The organism is Nonomuraea sediminis (assembly GCF_018531495.1).
GTDB lineage: Bacteria > Actinomycetota > Actinomycetes > Streptosporangiales > Streptosporangiaceae > Nonomuraea > Nonomuraea sediminis.
Window position 1 is genome coordinate 954,812 of sequence record NZ_JAHDTI010000001.1, and the last position, 24,742, is coordinate 979,553.

20 protein-coding genes are annotated in these 24,742 nt (G+C 71.8%); 6 read left to right on the top strand and 14 right to left on the bottom strand.

Annotated elements, in window-relative coordinates; translation table 11 throughout:
- Positions 1–68 precede the first annotated feature (68 nt).
- A complete protein-coding gene (locus KIK09_RS04515) occupies positions 69–545 on the top strand; it encodes a cupin domain-containing protein (protein ID WP_214317332.1) in 477 nt (158 codons plus the stop codon).
- On the opposite strand, the gene KIK09_RS04520 is transcribed toward KIK09_RS04515, so the two are convergent.
- Both KIK09_RS04520 and KIK09_RS04525 read right to left on the bottom strand, forming a co-directional pair.
- Positions 530–1,834 carry an FAD-binding oxidoreductase gene (locus tag KIK09_RS04520; protein ID WP_250572513.1) on the bottom strand — a complete coding sequence of 435 codons (1,305 nt, stop codon included), beginning with the start codon at positions 1,832–1,834 and terminating at the stop codon, positions 530–532. The genes KIK09_RS04515 and KIK09_RS04520 overlap by 16 nt on opposite strands.
- Positions 1,835–1,904: 70 nt before the next feature.
- Complete coding sequence (locus tag KIK09_RS04525) at positions 1,905–2,795, bottom strand: TIGR03619 family F420-dependent LLM class oxidoreductase (RefSeq protein WP_214317334.1); 891 nt, start codon at positions 2,793–2,795, stop codon at positions 1,905–1,907.
- An 18-nt stretch (positions 2,796–2,813) separates the two neighbouring features.
- On the opposite strand from KIK09_RS04525, the gene KIK09_RS04530 reads away from it, so the two are divergent.
- Together KIK09_RS04530 and KIK09_RS04535 are read left to right on the top strand one after the other, a co-directional pair.
- Positions 2,814–3,665 carry a phosphotransferase gene (locus KIK09_RS04530; RefSeq protein ID WP_214317335.1) on the top strand — a complete coding sequence of 284 codons (852 nt, stop codon included), beginning with the start codon at positions 2,814–2,816 and terminating at the stop codon, positions 3,663–3,665.
- A gap of 32 nt (positions 3,666–3,697) precedes the next feature.
- Positions 3,698–3,961: a TFIIB-type zinc ribbon-containing protein gene (locus tag KIK09_RS04535; protein ID WP_214317336.1), complete on the top strand. Its 264-nt coding sequence runs from the start codon at positions 3,698–3,700 to the stop codon at positions 3,959–3,961.
- Positions 3,962–3,997: 36 nt separating this feature from the next.
- Here KIK09_RS04535 and KIK09_RS04540 read toward each other — a convergent pair whose 3' ends face one another.
- The 4 genes from KIK09_RS04540 to KIK09_RS04555 all read right to left on the bottom strand — a co-directional run bounded on the left by KIK09_RS04540 (position 3,998) and on the right by KIK09_RS04555 (position 9,148).
- Positions 3,998–4,987 carry a hypothetical protein gene (locus KIK09_RS04540; RefSeq protein ID WP_214317337.1) on the bottom strand — a complete coding sequence of 330 codons (990 nt, stop codon included), beginning with the start codon at positions 4,985–4,987 and terminating at the stop codon, positions 3,998–4,000.
- Between the two features lie 37 nt (positions 4,988–5,024).
- Complete coding sequence (locus KIK09_RS04545) at positions 5,025–6,617, bottom strand: ABC-F family ATP-binding cassette domain-containing protein (protein ID WP_214317338.1); 1,593 nt, start codon at positions 6,615–6,617, stop codon at positions 5,025–5,027.
- Positions 6,618–6,818: 201 nt separating this feature from the next.
- A complete protein-coding gene (locus tag KIK09_RS04550) occupies positions 6,819–7,340 on the bottom strand; it encodes a CGNR zinc finger domain-containing protein (RefSeq protein WP_214317339.1) in 522 nt (173 codons plus the stop codon).
- A 164-nt stretch (positions 7,341–7,504) separates the two neighbouring features.
- Positions 7,505–9,148: a flavin monoamine oxidase family protein gene (locus KIK09_RS04555; protein ID WP_275955991.1), complete on the bottom strand. Its 1,644-nt coding sequence runs from the start codon at positions 9,146–9,148 to the stop codon at positions 7,505–7,507.
- Positions 9,149–9,296: 148 nt separating this feature from the next.
- Here KIK09_RS04555 and KIK09_RS04560 point away from each other — a divergent pair, with 148 nt between their 5' ends.
- A complete protein-coding gene (locus KIK09_RS04560; RefSeq protein WP_214317340.1) occupies positions 9,297–11,048 on the top strand; it encodes an AMP-dependent synthetase/ligase in 1,752 nt (583 codons plus the stop codon).
- A gap of 155 nt (positions 11,049–11,203) precedes the next feature.
- Here KIK09_RS04560 and KIK09_RS04565 read toward each other — a convergent pair whose 3' ends face one another.
- From KIK09_RS04565 to meaB, 5 genes are all read right to left on the bottom strand, one after another.
- The gene (locus KIK09_RS04565) at positions 11,204–12,295 is read right to left on the bottom strand and encodes an acyltransferase family protein (protein WP_214317341.1); all 1,092 of its coding nucleotides are present in this window, start codon (positions 12,293–12,295) and stop codon (positions 11,204–11,206) included.
- Positions 12,292–12,912: a TetR/AcrR family transcriptional regulator gene (locus KIK09_RS04570; protein ID WP_214317342.1), complete on the bottom strand. Its 621-nt coding sequence runs from the start codon at positions 12,910–12,912 to the stop codon at positions 12,292–12,294. Before KIK09_RS04570 ends, KIK09_RS04565 begins: the two co-directional genes overlap by 4 nt.
- 48 nt (positions 12,913–12,960) lie before the next feature.
- Positions 12,961–13,905 (bottom strand): acyltransferase domain-containing protein, encoded by a 945-nt coding sequence (locus tag KIK09_RS04575; RefSeq protein WP_214317343.1) that lies wholly within the window; start codon positions 13,903–13,905, stop codon positions 12,961–12,963.
- A 4-nt stretch (positions 13,906–13,909) separates the two neighbouring features.
- Positions 13,910–15,955, bottom strand: a complete 2,046-nt coding sequence (locus tag KIK09_RS04580) for a CehA/McbA family metallohydrolase (RefSeq protein ID WP_214317344.1) — start codon at positions 15,953–15,955, stop codon at positions 13,910–13,912.
- 90 nt (positions 15,956–16,045) lie between these two features.
- Positions 16,046–17,011 (bottom strand): methylmalonyl Co-A mutase-associated GTPase MeaB, encoded by a 966-nt coding sequence (meaB, locus tag KIK09_RS04585; protein ID WP_214317345.1) that lies wholly within the window; start codon positions 17,009–17,011, stop codon positions 16,046–16,048.
- A 105-nt stretch (positions 17,012–17,116) separates the two neighbouring features.
- Here meaB and KIK09_RS04590 point away from each other — a divergent pair, with 105 nt between their 5' ends.
- Both KIK09_RS04590 and KIK09_RS57380 read left to right on the top strand, forming a co-directional pair.
- A complete protein-coding gene (locus tag KIK09_RS04590) occupies positions 17,117–18,562 on the top strand; it encodes a serine/threonine-protein kinase (RefSeq protein WP_214317346.1) in 1,446 nt (481 codons plus the stop codon).
- Positions 18,562–20,067 (top strand): serine/threonine protein kinase, encoded by a 1,506-nt coding sequence (locus KIK09_RS57380; RefSeq protein ID WP_250572514.1) that lies wholly within the window; start codon positions 18,562–18,564, stop codon positions 20,065–20,067. Before KIK09_RS04590 ends, KIK09_RS57380 begins: the two co-directional genes overlap by 1 nt.
- A 34-nt stretch (positions 20,068–20,101) precedes the next feature.
- Here KIK09_RS57380 and scpA read toward each other — a convergent pair whose 3' ends face one another.
- Genes scpA through KIK09_RS59900 form a run of 3 tightly spaced genes read right to left on the bottom strand, consistent with a single transcriptional unit; the run spans position 20,102 to position 24,705 of the window.
- On the bottom strand, positions 20,102–22,237 hold the full coding sequence (gene scpA, locus KIK09_RS04600; protein WP_214317347.1) for a methylmalonyl-CoA mutase: 2,136 nt from the start codon (positions 22,235–22,237) through the stop codon (positions 20,102–20,104).
- Positions 22,234–23,889 (bottom strand): methylmalonyl-CoA mutase family protein, encoded by a 1,656-nt coding sequence (locus tag KIK09_RS04605; protein WP_214317348.1) that lies wholly within the window; start codon positions 23,887–23,889, stop codon positions 22,234–22,236. The genes scpA and KIK09_RS04605 overlap by 4 nt, the downstream gene beginning before the upstream one ends.
- 45 nt (positions 23,890–23,934) lie before the next feature.
- The gene (locus KIK09_RS59900; RefSeq protein ID WP_214317349.1) at positions 23,935–24,705 is read right to left on the bottom strand and encodes a peptidoglycan recognition protein family protein; all 771 of its coding nucleotides are present in this window, start codon (positions 24,703–24,705) and stop codon (positions 23,935–23,937) included.
- Between the last annotated feature and the right edge of the window lie 37 nt (positions 24,706–24,742).

Consider the following 24,742-nt stretch of genomic DNA (forward strand, 5'->3'; position numbering starts at 1 on the left):
TGGCCGGCGTGTGCCGGTGACGCGGCTAGGGTGGCCGGTGTGGAGTCGGTGATCGTGAAGGAGCAGGCATGACGTACGCGAAGGACATCGGTGAGGTCTCCGCCGCCTTCCACCCCGTGTCGAAGGTCCGCTCGCTCACCAGCAAGGCGGGCACCGTGATGCGCTTCGTGGCGCCAGGCTCGGCCACCGAGGGCCGCTACGGCCTGTTCGAGTGGAACATGCCCGCCCAGGCAGGCGGCGCGGGCCCGCACTTCCACAAGACCTTCTCCGAGGCCTTCTACGTGATCTCCGGCACCGTCGGCCTCTATGACGGCGCCTCCTGGGTGGACGCCACCCCGGGCGACTTCCTGTACGTCCCCGAAGGCGGCGTGCACGGGTTCCGCAACGACCACGACGAGCCGGCCAAGATGCTGATCCTGTTCTCCCCCGGCGCGCCCAGGGAGAAGTACTTCGAGGAGCTCGTCGAGGTGTCGCTGTCAGGCCGCACGCTGTCGGAGGAGGAGTGGCGCGAGCTCTGGGCGCGCCACGATCAGTTCCCCGCCTGAAGGTTGCGGTTGAAGCGGAACAGGTTGGCCGGGTCGTGGGTGGCCTTCAGCTCGAGCAGCCGGTCGCGGGTCTCCGGCGCGTAACCGGAGCGCGGGTCGGCCACGCCCTGCCCGTAGACGAAGGTCATGGCCTGGCCCAGCGTCCACGGCGCGAGCGCCTGCCGGATCTCGGCCTGCCTGGCGACGTCCAGCGTGATCACCCGCACCGCGTACCCGGCGTCCCTGTGGTCGACGGCGATCTCGCCCTTGCCGCGCTCGCGCAGCTCGCCGCCCAGGTGGCGGATGTCCAGCACGCACGGCTCGGCCAGCGGCAGCAGCGTCTCCAGCGCCTCGGGGGTGAGCTCGCCGAGCAGCGCGTTGGTCGCCGCGTAAGGGTGCGGGAAGTCGGGGTCGCTGTGGATGGTGTGGCTCTCGGCGTACGGCATGGCCCGCAGGTCGTCCCTGACCCGCTCGCCGACGGCACGCAGCGGCGCCACCAGGCGCTCCCCCTCCTCGGCGGGGCCCGCGTAGGCGATGCGGACGGAGGCCACGTAGCGTCCCCGCAGCGGCTCGGGCACCTGCGGGATGTCGGGGAAGCGCATGACCGTCACCGAGGAGGTCAGCTCGTAGGGCACCCCGGCGGCCGTCCAGGCCCGCCACGCCTCCACCGCCCGGTGCACGAGCGGCTCGCCGAAGACCAGCTGCCCGCCGTACACGTGCGTGATCGGGAACAGCTCCACCTCGAGCGCGGTCACCACTCCGAAGTTGCCGCCCGTGCCCAGCACGGCGCCGAACAGCTCGTCACCCGGCTCGAGCCGCCGCAGCCGCCCGTCGGCCGTCACGATCTCAATCGCGAGCACGTGCTCGGCCGCGTAGCCAACCCGCCGCGCCAGCAACCCGAACCCGCCTCCCAGCGTGTATCCCACCACGCCTACCGACGGTGACGACCCGTTCAACGGCGCGAGCCCGTGCGCGGTGGCCGCCTCGATCAGGGCGCCCGCCCGCACGCCTGCGGCCACCCTGGCCGTCCTGGCCTCCGGGTCGACGCTCACCTCGGTCATCCTGCGGGTGCTGATCAGCACGCCGCCGTCGGCCGCGGCCGACAGGCCGTGCCCGGTGGCCTGCACCGCCACCGGCGATCCCGTGGCGGCGGCGTACTCGACCGCCAGCCGTACGTCCTCGGCGGAGGCGGCGCCCACGACCAGGGCGGGCCTGTGCGCGTAGGCGGCCTGGAACCCGGAGACCTCCTCGTCGTAGCCGGCGTCGCCGGGACGGAAGATCGGACCCTCGAAAGCTGGAATCTGAGTCATAGATCCCAGCATGCCCAGAAGGCGACCCATAAGTCCAAGACCTAGTTCGTCCACGAGCCAGAAGCGACGCTTATGGAGCGAGCGCCTCCAGAGCCTCCTCCGCGCGGCGCATGGCCTCCTTGCCGTCCATCGTGACGATCTCGGGGTCGAAGTTGAGGTCGTGGAAGACGTCGGTCACGCCCTGCTCGGCCAGGGCCTCGACGTCCGCCCTGATCTCCTTGTAGGAGCCGGTCAGCGGGGGCCTGTCCGGGTCGCCCGCCGGTCGTACGCGGGTGACGCCGCGGCAGACGAAGCGGAAGCCCGAGGGGTCACGCCCGGCCTCCCGGGCCGCCTCCTTTACAATGTAGATTCTTTCGGCGATGCCGGTCAGGTCCTCGCGGCTGGCGCTCACCCAGCCGTCGCCGATCCGCCCCGCCCGCCGCAGCGCGCGCTCGTCCATGCCGCCGAGCAGGATCGGCGGGGGCGAGTCCGGCCTGGGGTCCTGGTGGGAGGGCGGGATCTGGTAGAAGTCGCCCTGGTGCTCGACCACGTCCTGGCTCCAGCACTCGCGCAGCACCTCGACGAACTCCTCGGCGCGGCGCCCCCTGCGCTCGAACCCCACGCCCGCCGCCTCGAACTCCTCCGGCAGCCAGCCGAGCCCCACCCCGGCCGTCAGCCTGCCGCCGGAGACGATCTGCAGCGAGGCCAGCTGCTTGGCCAGCACGACCGGCTGCACGAAGGCGTTGACCACGGCGAGGCCGAGCCTGATCGTGCCGGTGATGCCGGCCACGTACGACAGCGTCACCAGCGGATCGTGGACGCTGCGGTAGGTCGGGCCCATCGGGTGGCCGACCGGGTAGAGCACCCGCTGGAAGGTCCAGAGTTCCGAATAGCCGAGTTCCTCGGCCCGCACGGCGACCCGGCGCATGTTCTCCGGCGTGGCCCACGGCCCTGACTGCGGTACGGCGAAGCCCACTCTCATGGCCCCTAGTCTGTACCAGTGACACTCCAGGACGAGCTGGCGGGGGTTGCCGCCGCCCACGGCGGTTCCGGGCCTCCCGCCTTACACCCCACCAGGACCGACGTGCTGGTGGTGCGCAGGGGCGAGGTCGTGGTCAAAGCCCACTCGGTGCGCGACGACCCGGTCGCGCTCGGCGTCCGGCTGCGGGCCGCCGCCTCGGCGGCGCTGCACGGGCTGATGCTGGCGCCGCTGCGCCAGGAGGTGCTCACGGTCCAGGGCCGCGCCGTCACCGTGTGGCCGGCCGGCACACCCGTCTCGCACGACGACCCAGGCTCGGCTCCCTGGGAGGAGGGCGCGCGCCTGCTCGCCATGCTGCACGCCGTACCGCTGACCCCGCTGCCCGAGCTGCCCGCAGCGGGAGGTCCCGCGCGGGCGGCGCGCGCGGTGCGGCGCATGACCGGCGACGGCGCCGTCGAGCGGCTGGTACGGCGGGCCTTCACCGACCTGCCGCAACCCGGAGCGGCACCGGGGCTGCTGACCCACGGCGACTGGCACCTGGGCCAGCTCGTCCACCGCGACAGGTGGCTGCTGATCGACGTGGACGACCTGGGCGTCGGCGACCCCGCCTGGGATCTGGCCAGGCCGGCCGCCTGGTACGCGGCGGGCCTGCTCGAGCCGGAGGTGTGGGAACGCTTCCTGGGCGCCTACCTGGCCTCGGGAGGGCCGGCGCTGGGGGCGGGCGACCCGTGGGCGCGGTTGGACGTGCCCGCCAGGGCGCTGACCGTCCAGCTGGCCGCGGTGGCCGTGGTCAACGCGGAGCGTGAGGGCCGGGAACTGGACGAGGTGGAGCATTCGTTGGTCGAAGCGTGCGACAGAATCGTCAGAACCTGACGATGAACCCTTACCGCTAGGAGACCGAGCAGATGCAGTGCCCCAAGTGCCGCGGCAACATGCGCACCTACGAGCGCAACGGCGTCCACATCGAGCAGTGCGACAACTGCCGCGGGATCTTCCTTGACTACGGCGAGCTGGAGACGCTCTCGTCGATGGAGTCGCAGTGGCACGGCGGCCCGCCGCCCGCGCCGCGCGGACCGTCCTGGGGCGCGCCGCACCACGGCGGCCACCACGGTGGCCACTACGGCCGTCACCACCAGCGCAGCTGGATCGGGATGCTGTTCTCGAGCTGATGTCCCAGGCGAGGGCCCGCGCCGCGGGCCCTCGGCTCACTTGGGGAAGGAGTCGGGGTCGACGTCGTCGGTCTTGGCGTTGCCCCCGGTGATGGCGTGCAGCGTGACCGTCCAGTCGTGCCAGCGGATCTGCGTGGCCGTGTAGGTGGTCTTGAACTTCACCGACTCCTGGAAGCGCTCGTAGCTGCACCGCCGGGTGAAGGAGCGCGCCTTGCCGTCCCAGTCGACGCCGTGCGTGAAGAAGATCTTGTACGTGCCGTCGCGCACGCCCCTGACCTTGAACTTGGACCTCTTGCGCACGTAGACGGTGAAGGCCTTGCTGCCGCCGCGTATCAGCGTGACGACCGCGTCCCTGGTGGCGCCGTTGTCGATCTCCAGGAAGCTGCGGCCGGTCAGGCTGTCGCGCTTGATGAACGCGCCGTTGCTCAGCCGCCTGTTCTGCTTGGCGCCCGCTTTCACGGTCACCACGTCGGCCGGGTAGTCCCCCGCGCCCTGCAGCGCCTGCCCGGCGGTGTCGAGCGTCTTCAGCGGGGCGCCGAGGTCGCTGAGCACGGCCGCGGAGGTGCACAGGTCGCGCCCGCTCACCTTGCCCGCGGTGGAGCCGAGCTCGCTGGCCAGGTCGCGCAGGCCCGCCACGTAGCTGTCGTGCTGGGCGCGGATCTCGGCCGGCGGCGTCACGGCCGACAGCGCGTCGGCGGCCTCGTTCAGCGCCGTCTCGGCACGTTCCACGTTCTGGTTGAGCGACTTGGGGGTGCGCGCGCCGGCCATCGCGTTGATCGCGGCGAGCACGGTCTTGCGCCTGCTGTCGAGCTCGCCGCGGTACGCCTCGGCGGTCAGCGGGCTGGCGCTCGGGCTGGCCGCGGGCTCGCTTCCCGCCGGTGCCGAGGCCGCCGGGCTCGCGCCCGCGCCGGCGATGCCGCTGGCGGTCGGCTCGCCGCCGACCGGGCCGAGCTGCGGAGAGGTGCAGCCGGCGAGCGTCAGCGTCGCCAGGGCGAGGGTGCAGGAGATCAACCGGGGGGCAGCCACCTGCCACACTATCGCCCGGTTGATCCCCACACGTCAATCATGATTCGGACACTCCGGCCTCCCTGTTCTGTTCGAGCCGGCGGGTGATCCCCAGCGTCTCCAGGAACGGCAGGTCGTGGCTGACCACGATCAGCGCGCCCCGGTAGGCCGACAGCGCCTGCGACAACTGGCGGACACTGGCCATGTCCAGGTTGTTGGTCGGCTCGTCGAGCAGGAGCAGCTGCGGAGGCGGCTCGGCCGACAGCAGCGCGGCCAGCGTGGCGCGGAACCGCTCCCCGCCCGACAGCGTCGCCACCGGCCGCAGCGCGCGGTCACCGCGGAACAGGAACTGCGCCAGGAGCCCGCGGACCTCGGTGACCGTGGCGCCCGGAGCGTGCGCGAGCACGTTGTCGACCACGCTCAGCGAGTCGTCAAGCAGGTCCAGCCGCTGCGGCAGGTACCTGACGGGCACGTTGGCGCCGTGCTCCAGGATCCGCCGCAGCAGCGTGGTCTTGCCCGAGCCGTTGCGCCCGAGCAGCGCGATCCGCTCGGGGCCCTGGATGACCAGGCGCTCCAGCGGGTGCGTCCCCGCCTCGGGTTCGCCGGCCGCACCGGGATCGAGGGGCAGGTCCAGGACCACGCGGCCGGCCGGGACCGCGGTGCCGGGCAGCTCGATGCGGATCTCCGCGTCGTCGCGCACGGCCTGCTCGGCCTCGGTCAGCCTGTCACGGGCCTCCCCCAGCTTCTCGATGTGCATGTTGCGGTGCTTGCCCGCCGCGACCTGGGCCTGCCGTTTCCGCTCCTGCATGATGATCTTCGGCTCGCGCTTGTCGGCGTACATCTTCTTGCCGTAGCGCTGCCTCCTGTCCAGCTTGGTCCTGGCCTCTACCAGTTCGCGTTGCTGGCGTTTGACGTCGGCCTCCGCCACGCGGACCATGCGCTCGGCGGCCTCCTGCTCGGCGGCCAGTTGCTCCTCGTAGGCCTCGAGGTTGCCGCCGTACATGCGGACCGTGCCCTCGCGCAGGTCGGCGACCTGGTCGACGAGCTCGAGCAGCGCCCGGTCGTGGCTGACGATCACCATCACCCCCGGCCAGGCCTGCACCGCGGCGTACAGCCTGCGGCGCGCGTCCAGGTCGAGGTTGTTGGTGGGCTCGTCGAGCAGCAGCACGTCGGGCCTGGCCAGCAGCTTGGCGACCAGCCCCACCAGCACCACCTCCCCGCCCGACAGCGTGGCGACGGTCCTGTCGAGGCCGACGTGATCGAGCCCGAGCCGGTCGAGCTCGGCCCGCGCCCGCTCCTCGACGTCCCAGTCGTCGCCGATGACCGTGAAGTGCTCCTCGGCGACGTCGCCGCTCTCGACGGCGTGCAGCGCCCGCCGCTTGTCGCTGATGCCCAGCAGGTCGCAGACCGTGTGGGCGGCGGCGAGCGGCAGGTTCTGTGGCAGGTGGCCGACCTCGCCCGCGACGCTCACGGACCCCGACTGGCGCCTGAGCTCGCCGGCGATGATCCGCAGCAGCGTGGACTTGCCCGACCCGTTCGTCCCGATCAGCCCGGTACGGCCGGCCGGGAAGGCGGCGTCGAGGTCCTTGAGCACAGGGGTGCCGTCGGCCCAGGCGAACGAGACATCGTCTACGACGATAGAAAAAGACATAAGGCGGTCTCCCATCACAAAAATCGAAATTTCGTGACTTAGCGGGAAACACCGCACGACGCACGCGAAGCGTGAGGCATGTACCGAGGTCCGAGTGCGCCGATGTCACAAAGACGGCGCGGTGCCCGCGACCTCAGTTCCTCACGTCAACTGCCCCCAGGGCTCGGCGATACGACGTCGAAAACGGTACTCGACCCAAGATTATCCGGCAACCCCTCGCGCTCGATGCGCCGCCACGTTGACCCGGTTGGCGCAGTTCAGCGAGCAGAACCGGCGCCTGCCGTTGCGCGAGGTGTCCACGTACACGGTCTCGCATCCGGGCCGGTCGCAGCGGCCGAGCCGCTTGCCGTCGGAGAAGGAGATGGCCATGGCCAGCCCGCCCGCCGTGGTGTCCTTGGCCCTGGCCACGATGTCGGCGTCGATGGAGAAGAAGTGCAGGTGGGGTTCCTTGCCGTCGTGGGCGCTGACGTAGGGCTTGGAGGCGGTGACGTCGAGCAGGTCGTTGATCAGCTGGATCTGCCTGTCCTGGTCGAGTTCGCCGAAGACGGGATCCAGCCGGCGGGCCCAGTCACGCAGCACCTCGGCCTGGGCGGGGGTGCAGGCCGGGCGGAGCATGCCGTTGGCCGACAGCACGGGCTCCAGGCTCTCGGGGCTGAAGTCGGTCAGGTTGACCAGCGCCGCCGCGAGGGCCGCCCCGTTGCCGCCGTAAGCGTTGAAATGCACAAGGCCATTACATCAGGCTTGAGTCATGCACTCCAGACCTCCTCACGAGACCACCCTCGTCTCCTCGCATCCCACCTCCGACGGCCTGGTGTCCTACCTGCGCTGCGAGTGCGGGGCGTGGGAGGTGCGCACGTCCACGATGGTCGTGAGCACCTCCCCGCGCCCTAGCGCAGCTTCGCGATGACCTCGTTGGCGGCCCGCTCGCCCTCCACGGCTCCGCCGTTCATGTAGCCCTGGAAGTCGTAGGAGGTGTGCTCGCCCGCGATGTGCACGTTGCCCTGGGCGACGCCCTCGTAGCCGGCGTAGCGGTGCAGGTAGCCGACGGGCCAGTAGGAGTAGGCGCCCAGCGAGTAGGGGTTCTTGTGCCAGGCCGACAGCTGGGCGCGGCCGTTCCACTGGGCCTTGGTGCCGGGGAAGACCTTCTCGACGCCGGTGAGGACGTTGCCCACCAGGGTGCGGACGTAGGGGTCGGAGTCGGTGGAGAACGGCCCCGCCGGGTTGAGCGCCTTGGCCAGGCTGCCGCCGCCGTACTGGAGGAGGATGCCGGTCGACCCCGGCTGGCACTTGGTGGTGTCCCACACCTGCTGCCAGGACTCGTCGGTGAAGCTGTCACCGGCCGAGATGCCGGGCCAGGGACCGGTGCCGACCCAAGGGCGAGTGTTGAACTGCATGTTGAGCTTGGTGCAGTAGCCCATCCGCGCGTCGCGCAGCAGGTTCGTCATCCGGGCGTCGAAGCCCGCCCTGGACAGGTCGAGCCCCTGCAGGATCGGCAGCGGCACGGTCAGGATCGTGTGGTCTGCCGTGACGGTCTTGGTGGTGCCGCCGTTGTCGAAGGTCAGCGTCTGCGTCCCGTCCGCGTTGGCCCGTACGGCCAGCAGCTTCCAGCCCATCTGGATGCTCCCGGACGGCATCGTGGCGGCGATGGCGTTGGGCACCTGGTCGTTGCCGCCGACGACGTGGTAGCGCTCGTTCGACAGCCCCCAGACGTTGAAGTGGCCGGGGTTGGGCTGGAAGCCGAGCAGGAGCACGAGCGCCAGCGACGACTGATCCACGCTGTCGGCCCCGTACTCGACGTTGTAGGCCACGTCGAGGAACTGGCCCAGGGGCGAGGTGTGGCCGCCCGGCACCCGGGACTCGATCCAGTCGTAGAGGGACAGGTTGTCCAGCGCGATGCCCTCGGGGGTGGCGCTGTTCCACATGACGTCGCCGGCGCCGACCAGGTCGGCGTGGAGCTGCTGGTAGATGTCCTTGAAGTCGGCATCGGCCTGGTCACGCGGGTAGTACTTCCCGTCGATCCGGAGGATCTCCTCCGCGCCGCTGGGCCCGGAGTGCACGAAGTCCACGACGGGCAGGTTGAACCGGCGGCACAGCTCCAGCATCTTCTTGTGACCGGTGTCGATCAGCTCGCCGCCGATCTCGGACGTCTGGCCGTTCAGCCAGATCGACCGCTGCGAGTACATCCGGCCGCCCACCCGCGACGGGTTGGCCTCGTAGACGGTCGGGTTGCCGCCCGCGTCGCGCAGCGTGAGCGCCGCCGTCAGCCCGGCGATCCCGCCGCCCACGATGGCGATCCTGGCGGGCTTGATGGGCTTGGCCACCACGTCGGCGCGGGCCGGACGCGGGAGTGCGGCGGCGGCCGTGACGCCGAGGCCGAGCAGCGCGGCCCGCTTGAACAGCTCGCGGCGGCCGAGGCCGGTGGGGTCGGCGCGCAGGCCGCGCAGCTCCGCGACCGGCATGCCGAGCTTGGCGGCGTCGTGGTGCTCGGCGGCGAGGCGCTGCAGGGCGCGCAGTGAAGAGGTACGTGGCATGGGGGGTGCCCTTTCCTGCTCGATTTTCCCAACAGCTTGAAGATCGGCGGCAGGCATCGGAAGTCGGCAGGGCGTAACCGATCGGGACCATCGACTGACACTGTGCGTTCGCCTATGGTCGGCAGATCACCCCCTTCAGGAGGTCAGGATGTCGAGCATCCCCGCCCTGCTGCGCGACCGGATCGCGGCCACCCCGGACGCGGACGCGTACCGATTCCCCGACGGAGAGCAGTGGAGGTCGCTGTCCTGGCGGGAGGTGGGCGAGCGGGTGCGGCCGCTGGCGCTGGGACTGGCCGCGCTGGGCGCGGGCCCCGGCAGGCGGGTGTCGATCCTGAGCTCGACGCGGCTGGAGTGGGTCCTGGCCGACCTGGCGGTGCTGGCGACGGGCGCCGCCACGACCACGATCTATCCGTCGAACACCGCGGCCGAGTGCGCGTTCGTCATCAACGACTCCGGCAGCACGATCGTGGTGGCCGAGAACGACGACCAGGTCGCCAAGCTCCGCTCGGTGCGCGAGGAACTGCCCGGCGTCACGCACGTCGTGGTGATCGACGGTACGGCGGGCGACGACGGCTGGGTGGTGCCGCTGTCAGGCGTCACCGGCGAGGGCGACTACGACGCCATGATCGACAAGCTCGGCCCCGAGGACCTGGCCACGCTCATCTACACCTCCGGCACGACCGGCCGGCCCAAGGGTGTGGAGCTGACCCACGACAACTGGCTGTACGTGGCGGGCGCGGTGCGCGAGCTGGACCTGATCTCCGGCTCCGACCTGCACTTCCTGTGGCTGCCGCTGTCGCACTCCTTCGGCAAGCTGCTCGAGGTCGTGATGATCGACATCGGGGTGCCGACGGCGATCGACGGGCGGCTCGACCGGATCGCCGCCAACCTGGGCGAGCTTCGGCCCACGTTCATGGCGGCCGCGCCGCGCATCTTCGAGAAGATCCACAACACGGTGGTGGCGACCGTGCGCGGCGACGGCGGCCTCAAGTTGCGCATCTTCACCTGGGCGCGGGCCACGGGCCTGCGGGTCAGCCGGGCCAGGCAGCTCGGCGCGCGGATCCCGCTGACGACCCGGCTGGAGTACGCGCTGGCCGACCGGCTCGTCTTCGCCAAGCTCAGGGCCCGCTTCGGCGGGCGGCTGCGCTACCTCATCTCCGGCGCGGCGCCGCTCTCGCGCGACGTGGGCGAGTTCTTCGACGCGGCCGGGCTGACGATCCTCGAGGGGTACGGCCTGACCGAGTCGTCGGCGGGCAGCTGCATCAACCGGCCCGGCTCGGTACGGCTGGGCACGGTCGGCCCGCCGCTGCCCGGCACCCAGGTCCGCATCGCCGAGGACGGCGAGATCCTGCTGGGCGGCCGCGGCATCATGCGCGGCTACCACGGCCTGCCGCGGGAGACCGCCGAGGCGCTCGAGGACGGCTGGCTGCTCACCGGCGACATCGGCGAACTCGACTCCGAGGGCCGGGTGCGCATCACCGACAGGAAGAAGGAGCTCATCAAGACCTCGGGCGGCAAGTACGTGGCGCCCAGCTACCTGGAGGGCAGGATCAAGGCGGCCTGCCCGTACCTGTCGCACGTGTTCGTCCACGGCGACCTGCGCAACTACTGCACGGCGCTGGTGACGCTGGACATGGAGGTGGCCGGGCCGTGGGCGCGAGCCGAGGGGCTGCCCGACGACGCCGAGGCGCTGCGCGAGCACCCGCGCATGCGCGAGGAGGTCCAGCGGGCCGTCGACCAGGTCAACGCCGACCAGGCGAGCTACGCCACGATCAAGAAGTTCGCCATCCTGGCCGACGACTTCACCGTCGAGTCGGGCGAGCTCACCGCCAGCCTCAAGATCAAGCGCAAGTCCGTCGAATCCCGCCACGCCGCCGTCCTCGACGCCTTCTACACCTGACAGCCAGGCTGTACGGCGGGCCAGGAGAACCGTGGTGCCCGGATCACGCATCGCCGTGACAGCGAGCAAGCGTCCCCGACTCGCCGGAAGCGCCGCCCGCGGGCCCTCAGCCGAAGTACGGCGGGCGGCCGGTGGCGGCCGCCCGCCGTACAAGATCAGAGAATCCGCTTGGCGCCGGGGATCGAGCGGGCCAGGTAGGCCAGGCCCCAGCAGAGCGGCAGCGCGATGAGCGACAGGATCGCGAACTTGACCACCGCGATCGTGTGCAGGTCACGCAGCCCGACCGCGACGCCCACCAGCACCAGCGGATGGAGGATGTAGACGGTGTAGGCCTGCCCGGACAGGAAGGCGCCGAAGCGCCCCTGGTGGTTGAAGCGCTCGCGGAACAGCACCACCAGCCCGATGACGATCGCCGTGGCGAACGTCGACTCCCACGTGGCCTCGACCAGGTCGGCGAGCATCCCGCTTGTCACCGACTTCAGCGGCAGCAGCACGGCGGTGTTCGCGCCCGCCGCCGCGAACCCGATCCAGCCCGCCCGCGGCGACAGCGTCGCGTACCAGCCGCGCCTGACGGCCAGCACGCCCACCGCGAACATCGCGGCATACTGCGGCAGGTAGTCCGGCGTGGGCAGCCCGAGCACCGGGATCATGGTCCCGGTCGGCACCAGGAACCGCCACAGCCAGGTGGCCACCGACAGCCCGAACGCGAACAGCACGATCGTGCGCCCCCGCAGCACGCTCGCCCGCTCCCCCACCGGCTCGGCCGTCCTCACCCGCCGGTTGAGCACGTACAGCGCGGCGAAAACGATCAGCACCTCGACGAACCACATCGGCCCCGGATCCCACGAGCCGATGTAGAACTGCCAGTACGGCAGGTCGGACATCCGCCCGTAGATCGGCATCAACGCGAACGGCCGCAACACCAGCAGATAGACCAGCAGCGGGATGCCCAGCCTGGTCAGCCGGTCGCGCATGAAGGCGCGCCCGCCCTTGCGGTCGTAGGAGCCGGGCGTGAAGAACCCGGAGATCAGGAAGAAGAACCCCATGAAGAACGCCTGGTCGAAGACGACCAGCACGTCCAGCAGCCCGCCCGAGGGGTCCTTGGGCGGCTCGTTGTAGTACCAGACGGGGATGTTGCCATAGGTGATCGCGGCGTGGTGCAGCACCACGAGCGCCGTTAACACGATCCGCAGGTTGTCGACCGCGTACAGCCTGGTCGTGGCCGCAGCGCGGGTCTCGGTCTTCACTTCTTCACAGCCCTTTCGAACAGATCGGCCAGCTCGTTGGCGTGCGCGTCGAGGTCGTGCTCGGGGTAGGCCACCCAGTAGGCGAACATGCTGTCGATGGCCGAGGAGTGCGTGACGGCCATGACCCGGGTGTCGAACTCGCGGAACTCCCCGTTCTGCTGGCCGAGGCGGTAGATGCTCTCCATCGCCTCGTAGACCGCCTCGTTGGCCTTGACCCCGTAGCGCGGCTGGCCGTCGGCGGTGCGCAGGTTGTAGAAGATCTCGCCGAGTGCCTTCAGCTGTGTGCGGTGCCCGCGCATGTGCTCGGCGACCGACAGGATGTGCCCCCTGAGCAGCCCGGTAGCGGACTCGACGCCCTCGATCTTGGCCATGACGTACTCGGCGATGGCGTGGTAGGTCCGCTCGACGACCTCCTCCATCAGCTCGTCCTTGCCGGCGAAGTGGTAGGAGATGACGCCCTTGCTGATGCCCGCGTGCTTGGCGATCTGGGCCAGGGAGGCCCGGGCGAACCCCAGCTCGGCGATCACCTCGACGGCCGAGGCGACGATCTGCGCCCGCCTGGCCTCCTCGATGAACGAGCGGTCCTTCTGGCCGCTCGACTTATTTTCTGACCGCATGGCCAAAATTTAGCACATGCGGTTAAGCGACGCGCGCGGGGTGAGTCGTCAGACCCTGATCCAGCCCGCCCTGCCGTACCAGGTGCCGCCCGCGGCCAGGTGCCCGGCGATGATCCGCTCCAGGCTGGTACGGCGGGGCAGCTCGGGGTCGTGGGCCTGCCCGCCGTACACGAAGGCGAGCATGTCGCTCTCGTCGAAGCGCTGCAGCAGCCGGAAGCGGCGCTGGAAGGAGAGGATGTTGGAGCCGGCCGGCAGGTGGTCGGCGAACTGGTCGTCGAGCAGCCAGGAGTGGCAGGTGAAGACCTGCGGCTTCTCCTCGGGGAAGTGCCGCGGGAAGAAGCTCCTGGCCTGCTCGAACGACTCGTCGCACGCCCGCGGCGTCATCGGCCCGAGGAAGTCGGGGATGTGCACGGCCAGCGACGGCTCGCCGGGCAGGCCGGGGCCGCCCTCCGCCCTGATCGCCTGGCCGGTGGTCTCGCCGAGCCTGGCCCTGGCGAACTGCAGCCTGCCCAGCTGGTAGAGGCTGCCGACGGCGTGCTGCTGGAACCACCACGGCGCGTGCAGCCCGCCGGCGCCGTGCCGCTTGCGGTGCACGGCCATGTTCCGCCCCAGGTCGGCGAGCGTCGCGTCGGACACCTGCGCGGAGATCCCGCGCTCGCGGTGGAATTGCCTGGTGTACGGCAGGGCCGCCAGGTAGACGTGGACGTAGAAGTAGCGGCCTGCCTGCGGCAGTTCGGGGAACATGGGCGGCCTGTCGACGCGGCCCATGGCCTCCACCAACGAGTGCACGCAGCGTTCGAGCAGCCACCAGTGCGGCGTGCCCGGCTCGGGGCGGCCGGCGATCACGGGGCCGATGTCCTCGTGCGGGACGGTCAGCCGGAGCAGTTCGCCTGCCATGGCCGTGGGTTCGGGCAGCCTGATGTCCAGGCCGCCGAGGGATTCGAGGTGGTCGAGCCAGTGGGGGTGGGAGAGCCTGAGCGCCGAAAGGTCCACGGGATCAGCGTAACCGGGCCCGGTAGACGGCCCTGGCCTGATCGAGGAGGGCCAGGTGGTCGGCGAGCCGGTCGCGGGAGTCCAGGCGGGCGTGCCGTTCGATCAGGTCCTGCAGCAGGTCGAGCCACTCCAGGCACCAGCGCACGTCCTGCGGCCTGGCCACCCGCCTGCCGCCGACGTCCACGAGCACGGGACTGGTCAGTGCGTGGCCGATGGCGGTCTGGGTGCGCGGGTGCGGCTCGCACAGCGCCTCGGCCAGCACGTAGGTGGGCTCGGAGGCCTCCAGCCTGACGGTCACCGACAGCGCCTCGCCCGGCCCGGTGGCCAGGCATTCGGCGCCCGCGATGACGCCCGAGGCGGTCCTGACGCGCACGGCCCGCACCTCGGGCCCGATCGCCGAGGCGGTCACGGTCAGCCGCTGTCCCGGGCGAGCGTCGACGACGTGCCCGGGGCCGTGCCCGTCGACCGACAGCTCCAGCCACGGGCCGGTGGTGGCGAACGTGCGGCCCGCCCTGACCGCCTCGGCGAAGGACGCCGCGGTCAGCGCGCCGTCCACCCGGGCGTAGACGCGGGCCCAGCCGGGCGGGCTTGACTGCCGGTCGGCCCTGGTGAAGGAGAGCATCGTGTCGGTGCCCGCGGTGACGGCCAGCCGGTTGCCCGCGCCGATCAGGCGGCGATAGACGGCCGCGCTTGCGGCGATGTCGGCGTGGGTGAGCACGTCCATGCTGTCGACCAGGCCGAGCGCGGCGTCGGCGACCAGCTCGCGGGCGGCGCAGGCGCGCGGGACGGGCCCGATGACCGCCGACGGCGGGTCCTGCTCGCCGATCGCCAGGCTGAAGGGGTGGCTGTAGCCGACGAGCGCGCCCAGCTCGCGCAGTTCCCGCAGCCCTTCCGCGTTGGGCGGCCAGTCGGCCTGGCCGTCGAACCCGGTGTGGAAGCGGCCCGGCACCTTGTCGGGAGCGAAGGCGGAGACGTGGCCGAGCAGGTCGTTGCGGTACTCCACGCCCATCCGCGCCACATGGGTGGCGTCGGACCAGGGCAGGTCGCGGCCCACCCAGTGCTCGAGCGCCGCCAGGTCGTGGACGCGGGCGCCGGACACGTTGCCGGCCAGCAGGTTGAGCACGTGCAGGTCCTCGCCGTGCTGGGCGGCGGCCGCCGCGGAGGGCGCGGCCACGGTGTCGCCCGCCCAGTTCAGGTGGACGTGCAGGTCGCCGCCGTACCAGCCGCGGGCGGCGGCGTCGTAGATCCGCCGCGGGGTGAGCTCGACGGTGGTGGGCGGCCGGACGGTCGCGGTGGCCTCGCCGTACTCCATGCCCCTGGTGACCGTGACGGTCAGCGGCTCGTCGGGGACCTCCAGCTCCAGGTCGTCGCCGTGGAAGTACGGCCGGCCGCGGAAGTCGTGGCGGTGCGGCACGCCCGCGGGGAACCAGCCCTGGCCGTCCTGGCTTGTCACGCTCCACCGGCAGGGGAACCCGGCCCGCACCCTGAGCCTGGCCGGGCGGGCGGTCCTGTGCAGGCCACCCAGCCGCACCCGGGCGCCGTCGACGGTGACCTGGCTGCCCGGACCGACCTCGACCAGCCAGGCGCCGCCTGCGCGCAGCTCCCTCGCCGTGCCGTCGACCTCGACCTCGACGGGGCTGTCGCGGCGCACGTCGATGAGCAGGGGGACGCGCTCGCCGGGATCCCTTCCCTGGAGCACGGTGTGCGTCCCGCCGGCGAGCTCGACCCCGCCGCCGGTGATCCGCAGGGCCGCCGCGTGCGCGGGCAGCGCGCCGTCGAGCGTGTCGCGCAGCACCTCGTCGTAGTCGGCCTCGGCCAGCAGGGCGCCGAGCTCGTCCGGCGGCCGGCCGGGGTGGCGCCGGGCCAGCGCGCGGAAGGCCACGACCCAGAAGCGGCCGGACAGCTCGGGTGGCAGCACCCGGCGCGTACCGAACAGCTTGACGTAGAAGTTCTCCGGCTCGCCCCTCGTGATGCCGTGCCGGTCCAGCAGGTCCTGGTACTCCCGTAACGCCCCCGCCACCGTCTCAGGCAGCATCGGATCCTGTGTCATGCGCGCCATGCTTACATGGATCATGCCGGGTCTGCCGAAGGCCGGATGGGCATCTTTCCCCTGTGGGGGAGGTATTTCCGCCCGAGTGCGTCAGCGGGGTTGTTTGAAGGCCTCCAGGAGGCGGTCGGCGGCCAGGGCGGGGGTGAGGGTGCCCTCCTGGACCTCGCGTTCCACGTCGGCGGTGATGGCGGCGACCGCGGGTGAGGCGTGCAGCTCCGACAGCAGGCGGTTGCGGACCAGGGTCCAGGTCCACTGGACCTGCTGGCCACGGCGCTTGGCGGCCAGGTCGAGGCCGTCCTGGTGGGCCAGGACGTGCCGCCACAGCTCGTCGAGGCCGGCGCCCGTCAGTCCGCTGCAGGTCAGGACCGGGGGCGGCACGCTGTCGGAGCGGAGCATGCGCAGCGCCCCCGCCAGTTCCCTGGCCGCCTTGCGGGCGGCGGGCTCGTGCTCGCCGTCGGCCTTGTTGACGGCGATGACGTCCGCCAGCTCCAGGACGCCCTTCTTGATGCCCTGAAGCTGGTCTCCCGTGCGGGCCAGGCTGAGCACCAGGAACGTGTCGACCATGTCGGCGACCGCGGTCTCGGACTGCCCGACGCCGACGGTCTCCACCAGCACCACGTCGAACCCGGCCGCCTCGACCACGACCATGGCCTCCCTGGTGGCCTTGGTGACGCCGCCGAGCGTGCCGGAGGTGGGCGAGGGGCGGATGAAGGCGTGCGGGTCGGTGGCCAGGCGCATCATGCGGGTCTTGTCCCCCAGGATGCTGCCGCCCGTCCGTGTCGAGGAGGGGTCGACGGCCAGCACCGCCACCCGGTGGCCGTCGCCGGTCAGCATGGTGCCGAGCGCGTCGATGAACGTGGACTTGCCCACGCCGGGCACGCCCGAGATGCCGACCCGCCTGGCGTTGCCCGACAGCGGGGTCAGCTCGACGAGCAGGCGCTGGGCCAGCGCGATGTGATCGGGCCTGGTCGACTCGACCAGGGTGATCGCGCGGGCGATCCACGTCCGGGATCCGGACTTCACGCCGTGGACGTAGTCCTCAAGCGAGCGCGTCATTCCCCGCCTTTCTCCCGCTTGTCAGCCTAACTTCCGACAAATCCTTACTTTTGCCGCTAGGGTGCGGAAGGTCTGATCACACCTGTCACAGGAGTCCCTCCCCTCATGCCCCACGTCGAACCCCTTCGCGAGGGCGATCCGGCAGCGGTGGGACCCTACCGGCTCATGGGCCGGCTGGGCGCGGGCGGGCAGGGGATCGTCTACCTCGCGCAGGGCCGCAACGGCGTGCCCGTCGCGGTCAAGGTGCTGCGTGACGGGCTGGCCGACGACCGCTTCGCCAAGGAGATCGCCGCCGCGCGGCGGGTGGAGCCGTTCTGCATCGCCCAGGTGCTCGACGCGTCGCTGGGCGGCCGGCCGTACATCGTGACCGAGTACGTGGAAGGGCCGTCGCTGCAGCAGGCGGGGCGGCACGGCGGCGCGGAGCTGCAGCGGCTGGCGGTGGCGACGGCGACCGCGCTGGCCGCGATCCACCAGGCGGGCGTGGTGCACCGCGACTTCAAGCCGGCGAACGTGCTGCTCGGCCCCGGCGGGCCGCGGGTGATCGACTTCGGGATCGCGCGGGCGGCGGACGCGGGGCTGACGGCGACAAGCAGCATCGTGGGCACGCCCGCGTACATGGCGCCCGAGCAGCTGGCGGGCGCGGCGGTGGGTCCGGCGGCGGACGTGTTCGCGTGGGCGTCGGTGATCGTGTTCGCGGCGAACGGGACGCCGCCCTTCGGCGACGACTCGCTGCCGGCGGTGATCAACCGGATCCTGCACAACGAGCCGATGCTGGGCGACCTGCCGCAGCCGCTGCGCTCGATCGTGCTCGGGTGCCTGGCCAAGGATCCCGCGCGGCGGCCGCCGATGCAGGAGGTGCTGCTGCAGCTGCTCGGCGGGCAGGCGCCGGCCAGGCCGGGGCCGACCACGGTGCCGACCAAGGTGCGCGGGGGCACCAGGACGGCCGTCATCGCCGGGTTCTCCGGGGTGTCGGCGCTGGCGCTGGCGGGCGCGATCGTCTGGCTGACGCCCACGGTCGCCGCGCCGCACTCGGGCAACCCGTCGGTCGCGAACACCTCCACAGGCGTCGCCATCTCGCAGCACTCCCCCACCGACGGCAGCACGCCCCGGCATCGTCCCAGGCGGACCAGGACCCCTCGATCGACCCCGTCCACGTCTCCGTCCACGTCGCACACCGCGACGCCCACGAAGTCCTCGACCCCGACGGCCAGCCCCAAGTCCAGCTCGTCCGGTGGCGGGTCCCTGCGGATCGTGTGGGTGCACGTCCAGGGCGCCCGCAAGGCCAACACGCAGGACTGCGAGATCGGCGAGTCGCTCACGTCCGGCCTGGTCGAGGGCACCAAGCTGCACACGCTCTTCCGTTACTCGTGGATCATCGACGGCCGCGTGAAGGAGAGCTCGGAGGCCTACATCGCCGACTCCTACACCCAGAACCTCACCGGCCCCAACATCAAGACCACCGGCGTGCACACGGTGACCCTGCGCCTGACCTCGCCCAGGACGATCAGCAAGCAGGTGACGGTCAAGATCTGCCCTGTCGGCACCGAGTGATGGCGCCGCTCCAGCCCGATGACCCGCCCGGCGTCGGCCCCTACCGGCTGCTCGGCCGGCTCGGCGTGGGCGGCCAGGGCGTGGTCTACCTGGGTGAGGCCCCGGACGGGCGGCGGGTCGCGGTCAAGGTGCTGCGTGACGGGCTGGCCGGGGACGGGCGCTTCGCCAAGGAGATCGACGCGGCCAGGCGGGTGGAGCCGTTCTGCATCGCGCAGGTGCTCGACGCCTCGCTGGGCGGCATGCCGTACATCGTGACCGAGTACGTCGAGGGGCCGTCGCTGCAGGAGGCCGGGCGGCACGGCGGGGCAGACCTGCAGCGGCTGGCGGTGGCGACGGCGACCGCGCTGGCGGCCATCCACCGGGCGGGCGTGGTGCACCGCGACTTCAAGCCCGGCAACGTGCTGCTCGGCAGGGACGGGGCGCGCGTCATCGACTTCGGCATCGCCCGCGCCGCCGACGCCTCGCTCACGGTGACCAGCAGCATCGTCGGCACGCCCGCCTACATGGCGCCCGAGCAGCTGGCGGGTGTGGCGGTGGGTCCCGGGGTGGACGTGTTCGCCTGGGGATCGGTGATGGTCTTCGCCGCCACCGGGACGCCGCCGTTCGGCAACGACTCGCTGCCCGCGGTGATCCGGCGCATCCTGCACGACGAGCCGATGCTGGGCGACCTGCCGCAGCCGCTGCGCGCGATCGTGCTCGCGTGCCTGGCCAAGGACCCGGCCGCGCGGCCCGCCATGCAGGACGTCCTGTTCCAGCTCATCGGCGCCCAGCCCCCGCCCAGGGGTACGGCGGTCCGCTCCCGTACCCGCCGCCCCGCACGGGCGCTGCTGGTGGGCGCGGGCGCGGTCGGGCTGTCGGCGGCCCTGGTGGCGGGGGCGGTGGCCTGGGGCTCCTCGGGCGACGGCCACGTGACCGCGGGCCAGTTCTCGTCATCCCCGGGGTCGGCCGCCCCGCCCACGTCCCCCACGGGCAGTCCGACCAGGACGCCCGGCGGCAAGCCGCACAGCACGCAGGGCAGCAAGCCCCACGGCTCTCCCACCATCAAGCCCACCGCTACCGCGAGCGGCAAGCCCACCGCCACCGCGAGCAGCAGGCCCCGGACCACCCCCACCTCCCACCGGCCCACCGCCACACCCACCCCGACGAAGTCGACGGCCAAGCCGAGCACCTCCCCCACCCGCGCGACCGGCACCTTCCGCGTGGCGTCGATCAGCCTGAACGGCGCGCAGGGCACCGGGAAGTCGTGCTGGACCTCCAGCGTCTACCCCGAGGTCGTGATCACCGGCCCGTCGGGCAGGCAGGTCGAGTACACCTACCGGTGGATCATCGACGGCGAGGACTCGGGACGCACCACCGGCTGGCTGAGCGGCGGCAGGGGCAAGGTCGAGCACGGCGTCGGCAGCGCCTTCGAGGAGGGCAGGCACACGGTCGTCTTCCGGCTGGTGTCACCGTCGGCCTCGTCGCGCAGCGTCAGCTTCACCGTGTGCCCGCCCTACACGCACTAGCCCTCGCCGAGTACGGCAAGCCGCCCTTCGGGGGCTAGTGGTGGCGGAGTTGGGTGATGAGGTCGAGGGCCGCGTCGGCGATGACCGTGCCGGGCGGGAAGATCGCGGCGGCGCCGGCGGCTCGGAGCTCGTCGAAGTCGCCCGGCGGGATCACGCCGCCCACGACGATCATGATGTCGGCGGCGTCCAGGTCCGCGAGCGCCCGCCGCAGATCAGGCACGAGCGTGAGGTGCCCGGCCGCCAGCGACGAGACGCCGACGATGTGCACGTCGGCCTCGACGGCCTGACGGGCGACCTCCTCGGGCGTCTGGAACAGCGGGCCGACGTCCACGTCGAACCCGAGGTCGGCGAAGGCGGTCGCGATGACCTTCTGGCCCCGGTCGTGGCCGTCCTGGCCCATCTTGGCGACCAGGATGCGCGGCCGCCGCCCCTCGGCGCGCTCGAAGTCGGCGCACGCCTGCCGCGCCCGCTCGATGTTGGCGGACGGGCCTGCTTCGTCGCGGTACACCCCGGAGATGGTACGCACCTGCCCGGCATGCCTGCCGTACACCTTCTCCAGCGCCTCGGAGATCTCGCCCACGGTGGCCTTGGCCCTGGCGGCGTCGACCGACAGCTTGAGCAGGTTGTGCTCCAGGCCGGGCGCCGGGTTGTCGGCGGCCTTGGTGAGCGCGTCGAGCGCCCTGGCGACGGCGTCGGGATCGCGTTCGGCGCGCAGCCTGCGCAGCTTGTCGGCCTGCTGGGCGCGGACGGCGGAGTTGTCCACCTTGAGCAGTTCGGTGGCCATGTCCGCCTCGGCGCGGTACTTGTTGACGCCGATCACCGGCTGCCTGCCGGAGTCGATCCTGGCCTGGGCGCGCGCGGCGGCCTCCTCGATGCGCAGCTTGGGCAGCCCGGCGTCGATCGCGGCGGCCATCCCGCCGGCGGCCTCGACCTCCTGGATGTGCGCCCAGGCCCGCGCGGCCAGCTCGTGGGTGAGCCGTTCGACGTAGTACGAGCCGCCCCACGGGTCGGCCGGCGCGGTCGTGCCCGACTCCTGCTGCAGCAGCAGCTGGGTGTTGCGGGCGATGCGGGCGGAGAAGTCGGTGGGCAGCGCGAGCGCCTCGTCCAGGGCGTTGGTGTGCAGCGACTGGGTGTGGCCCTGGGTGGCGGCCATGGCCTCGACGCAGGTGCGGGCCACGTTGTTGAAGACGTCCTGGGCGGTCAGGGACCAGCCGGAGGTCTGCGAGTGCGTCCGCAACGACAGCGATTTCGGGTTCTTCGCCCCGAAGCCGGAAACGAGCTCGGCCCACAGCAGCCGGGCGGCGCGGAGCTTGGCGACCTCCATGAAGAAGTTCATGCCGATGCACCAGAAGAACGACAGCCGCGGCGCGAACCGGTCGACGTCCATGCCCGCGGCGACGCCCGCCCGCAGGTACTCCACGCCGTCGGCCAGCGTGTAGGCCAGCTCCAGGTCGCAGGTCGCCCCGGCCTCCTGGATGTGGTAGCCGGAGATGCTGATCGAGTTGAACTTCGGCATCTTCTCGCTGGTGTAGGCGAAGATGTCCGAGATGATGCGCATGGAGGGCGCGGGGGGATAGATGTAGGTGTTGCGGACCATGAACTCCTTGAGGATGTCGTTCTGGATCGTCCCCTGGAGCTGTTCCGGCTTCACCCCCTGCTCCTCGGCGGCCACGATGTACAGCGCGAGGATCGGCAGCACGGCGCCGTTCATCGTCATCGACACCGACATCCGGTCGAGCGGGATCCCGTCGAACAGCTGCCGCATGTCGTAGATCGAGTCGATGGCCACGCCCGCCATGCCCACGTCGCCCGCCACGCGCGGGTGGTCGGAGTCGTAGCCCCGGTGGGTGGCCAGGTCGAAGGCCACCGACAGCCCCTTCTGCCCGGCGGCCAGGTTGCGCCGGTAGAAGGCGTTGGAGTCCTCGGCGGTGGAGAAGCCGGCGTACTGCCTGATCGTCCACGGCTGGGTCACGTACATGCTGGGGTACGGCCCGCGCAGGAACGGCGCGATCCCCGGGTAGGTGTCCAGGAAGTCCAGCCCGCGCAGGTCGCCGGTCGTGTACACCGGCTTGACCCCGATCCCCTCGGGCGTGTCCCAGATCTCGCCCCCGGGCAGGGCGTGCTCGCCCGCGGGCCCGTCGAGCGGGATCTCGGTGAAGTCCGGGATCATCGGGCCACCTCCAGGTCGTCGAGGGTCGTGCGCAGGACGCCGAGCGCGTCGCACCCGGTGAACAGGTGGCCGTCGACGCCCTCGTAGTCACCCTTCCCCGCCAGCCACACCCTTCTCGCCCCGGCGCGCCTGAGCGCGGCGGCCACGGCCTCGGCGTGCTCGCCGTACAGCCTGTCGCTCGAGCACAGGCACGCGACCGTGGTGCCGCTGACGGCGAAGGCGGTGGCGATCTGCTCGGGGTCGGTGGACACGCCGGCCGTCTCGGTGGCCAGCCCGCCGGTGGCGAAGAGGTTGGCGGCGAACGCGGCCCTGGCCGTGTGCTCGGCCAGCGGCCCGATCGTCGCCAGGAACACCTTGGGCCGCTCGAGCTGCGCGTCCGCCAGGTCTCTGAGCCGCTCGTACGGCTCGGCGTAGCGGTACCCGGCCGGCAGGGACCGCACGGGCCCCTCGGCGAGGTCGGGGAACTCGCTCACGCCGGTGATGGGGAAGCGCCGGTGGGCGATGTCGTCGTGGCGGCGGGCCCTGGTGGCGGCGATGCGCTCGGCGGCCAGCGCGGCCGGGTCGGCGGCGGCCTCCAGCTCCTGGAACCAGGCCCAGGCCCGCTCGGCCAGGTCGGCGGTGCGCCGCTCGACGTACCAGGAGCCGCCCGCGGGGTCGGCGACGTGGCCGACGCCCGCCTCCTCCAGCAGCAGCGCCTGCGTGTTGCGCGCGATCCGCCGGGAGAAGGCCTCGGGCGGGCGCAGGCAGGCGTCGTAGGGCTGCGTGGTGACCGCGTCGGCCCCGCCGACCCCGGCGGCGAAGGCGGCGACCGTGGTGCGCAGCATGTTCACCCACGGGTCGCGCGCGGTCATCATGGCCGAGCTGGTGACCGCGTGCTGCGCCTGGGCCGCGGCGTCCGGCGCCCCGCAGGCGGCGGCGACCCTGGCCCACATCCGGCGGGCGGCCCGCAGCTTCGCGATGGTGGCGAACTGGTCGTCGGTGGCCGCGTAACGGAACTCCAGCTGCCCGAGCGCCTGCTCGAGGCTCATCCCGGCGGCCGTGAGCACCCGCAACTGGGCGACGCCCGCGGCCATGGAGCAGCCCAGCTCCTGCGCGTCGCTCGCGCCCGCGTCATGGTGGGGCAGCGCGTCCACGGTGATCGCCCTGAGCCCCGGATGGTCCGCGGCGCAGATCAGCGCCAGCTCGACGGCGACCTCGTCGGCGGCCGGGTCGCCGGAGATCGCGGCGCCCAGGTTGCCCCGCGGGCTCAGATCCCGGGACGCGGCCAGGCCGAACAGGGCGTTGGCCGCCTGGCCGGTCAACGGACCCGCGTCGAGGACGATGGGCGCGAGGTCCAGGTAGACGTCCTTCAGCACCTGGCGCAGCGCGGAAACCGGGATCGCGTCGGGGCCCACCACCAGCCACAGCGAGGTGACCCCGTTCTCCAGGTCGGCGAGCACGGCCTCGGCGTCGGCCACCGCGTGCCGCTGCCTGACGTCCCAGCCCGTGCCCGCGCGCACCACGCGCGGGGCGGCGGGCAGGTCGGAACGGTCGTAGAGGGGCGCGATGACGAGGCCGTCGTAGGTGGTGCGGGACAGGTCCGCCTCGGGCACCCCGACCAGCGCCCGCCACTCCTCGCGGCTCGTGGGGGGAAACTCCGCAGCCAGTTCCATGTCTGGGATAGTAAGCGGAGTCCGTACAGAACAATCCTTCGGGGGTTAGGGGAGCGGAGCCTCCCAGGCCAGCCGCCAGGTCTGCGGTCCGACGACGCCGTCGTCGGGGATGCCCTGGTTGCGTTGGAAGCGGCGGCACACGTCGCGCGAGTCGGGCCCGTAGGCGCCGTCGACGGCGATGTTCCAGCCGCGCTTGTGCATCTGCCGCTGCCAGGTCTGGACGTCCTCGCCGGTCATGACCGGCGGGTACTTCAGCAGCCGCCCGGGGAACGGCGGCGCGGTGGGCGGAGGGTGCGGGGTGCCGCCGTTCGGGCGGGGCGCGCCCTTCTTGATCCACGCGTAGAGCGGGTCGCCGGGGCAGTCGGTCTGGAAGCCGTCGCGGTGTCCCTTGATCTCGCGACCGGCGTTGCCCCTGTCGCGGCAGTACTGGATCGCGTCGAGGATCCCGCTGAGCACGCCGTCGGGAGGCTGGACGAGCCCGGCGTTCCCGACGAGCCCGAGGACCGCGTAGTGGCCCGCGTTCAGCCCCGCGCCATTCGCCGCAGGCAAATGGTGCAATCCCCGGCCTTCAAAGACTTTTTCGTGCGGGCAGGCGATAAACGAATAACCAATGTCTATCCATCCATTGCCGTCCATGTGGAAGTTCTGAATGGATTGGACGAGCTCGACGCAGCCCTTGTGCTCGCGCACGATCCCCGGGTCGACCTTGCCACCGGTGTAATGAACCTTCACGCCCTTGGTGGAATCGAGCTGGGTGTAGTCGCCACGCGGGTCGCGGGCGTGCCAGTCGCGCCTTAACACGAGGTCGATGGCCACGATGATCTCCGGGGATCGGTGAATTGTGCCGACCGGA

What these genes read in the sequence shown, in the direction of transcription:
- KIK09_RS04515 (WP_214317332.1), top strand. Translation starts at nt 69, where the DNA reads ATGACGTACGCGAAGGACATCGGTGAGGTCTCCGCCGCCTTCCACCCC.
- KIK09_RS04560 (WP_214317340.1), top strand. Translation starts at nt 9,297, where the DNA reads ATGTCGAGCATCCCCGCCCTGCTGCGCGACCGGATCGCGGCCACCCCG.
- KIK09_RS04605 (WP_214317348.1), bottom strand. Translation starts at nt 23,889, where the DNA reads ATGGAACTGGCTGCGGAGTTTCCCCCCACGAGCCGCGAGGAGTGGCGG.
- KIK09_RS04520 (WP_250572513.1), bottom strand. Translation starts at nt 1,834, where the DNA reads ATGACTCAGATTCCAGCTTTCGAGGGTCCGATCTTCCGTCCCGGCGAC.
- scpA (WP_214317347.1), bottom strand. Translation starts at nt 22,237, where the DNA reads ATGATCCCGGACTTCACCGAGATCCCGCTCGACGGGCCCGCGGGCGAG.
- KIK09_RS04525 (WP_214317334.1), bottom strand. Translation starts at nt 2,795, where the DNA reads ATGAGAGTGGGCTTCGCCGTACCGCAGTCAGGGCCGTGGGCCACGCCG.
- KIK09_RS04580 (WP_214317344.1), bottom strand. Translation starts at nt 15,955, where the DNA reads ATGACACAGGATCCGATGCTGCCTGAGACGGTGGCGGGGGCGTTACGG.
- meaB (WP_214317345.1), bottom strand. Translation starts at nt 17,011, where the DNA reads ATGACGCGCTCGCTTGAGGACTACGTCCACGGCGTGAAGTCCGGATCC.
- KIK09_RS04535 (WP_214317336.1), top strand. Translation starts at nt 3,698, where the DNA reads ATGCAGTGCCCCAAGTGCCGCGGCAACATGCGCACCTACGAGCGCAAC.
- KIK09_RS04555 (WP_275955991.1), bottom strand. Translation starts at nt 9,148, where the DNA reads ATGCCACGTACCTCTTCACTGCGCGCCCTGCAGCGCCTCGCCGCCGAG.
- KIK09_RS04590 (WP_214317346.1), top strand. Translation starts at nt 17,117, where the DNA reads ATGCCCCACGTCGAACCCCTTCGCGAGGGCGATCCGGCAGCGGTGGGA.
- KIK09_RS57380 (WP_250572514.1), top strand. Translation starts at nt 18,562, where the DNA reads ATGGCGCCGCTCCAGCCCGATGACCCGCCCGGCGTCGGCCCCTACCGG.
- KIK09_RS04570 (WP_214317342.1), bottom strand. Translation starts at nt 12,912, where the DNA reads ATGCGGTCAGAAAATAAGTCGAGCGGCCAGAAGGACCGCTCGTTCATC.
- KIK09_RS04545 (WP_214317338.1), bottom strand. Translation starts at nt 6,617, where the DNA reads ATGTCTTTTTCTATCGTCGTAGACGATGTCTCGTTCGCCTGGGCCGAC.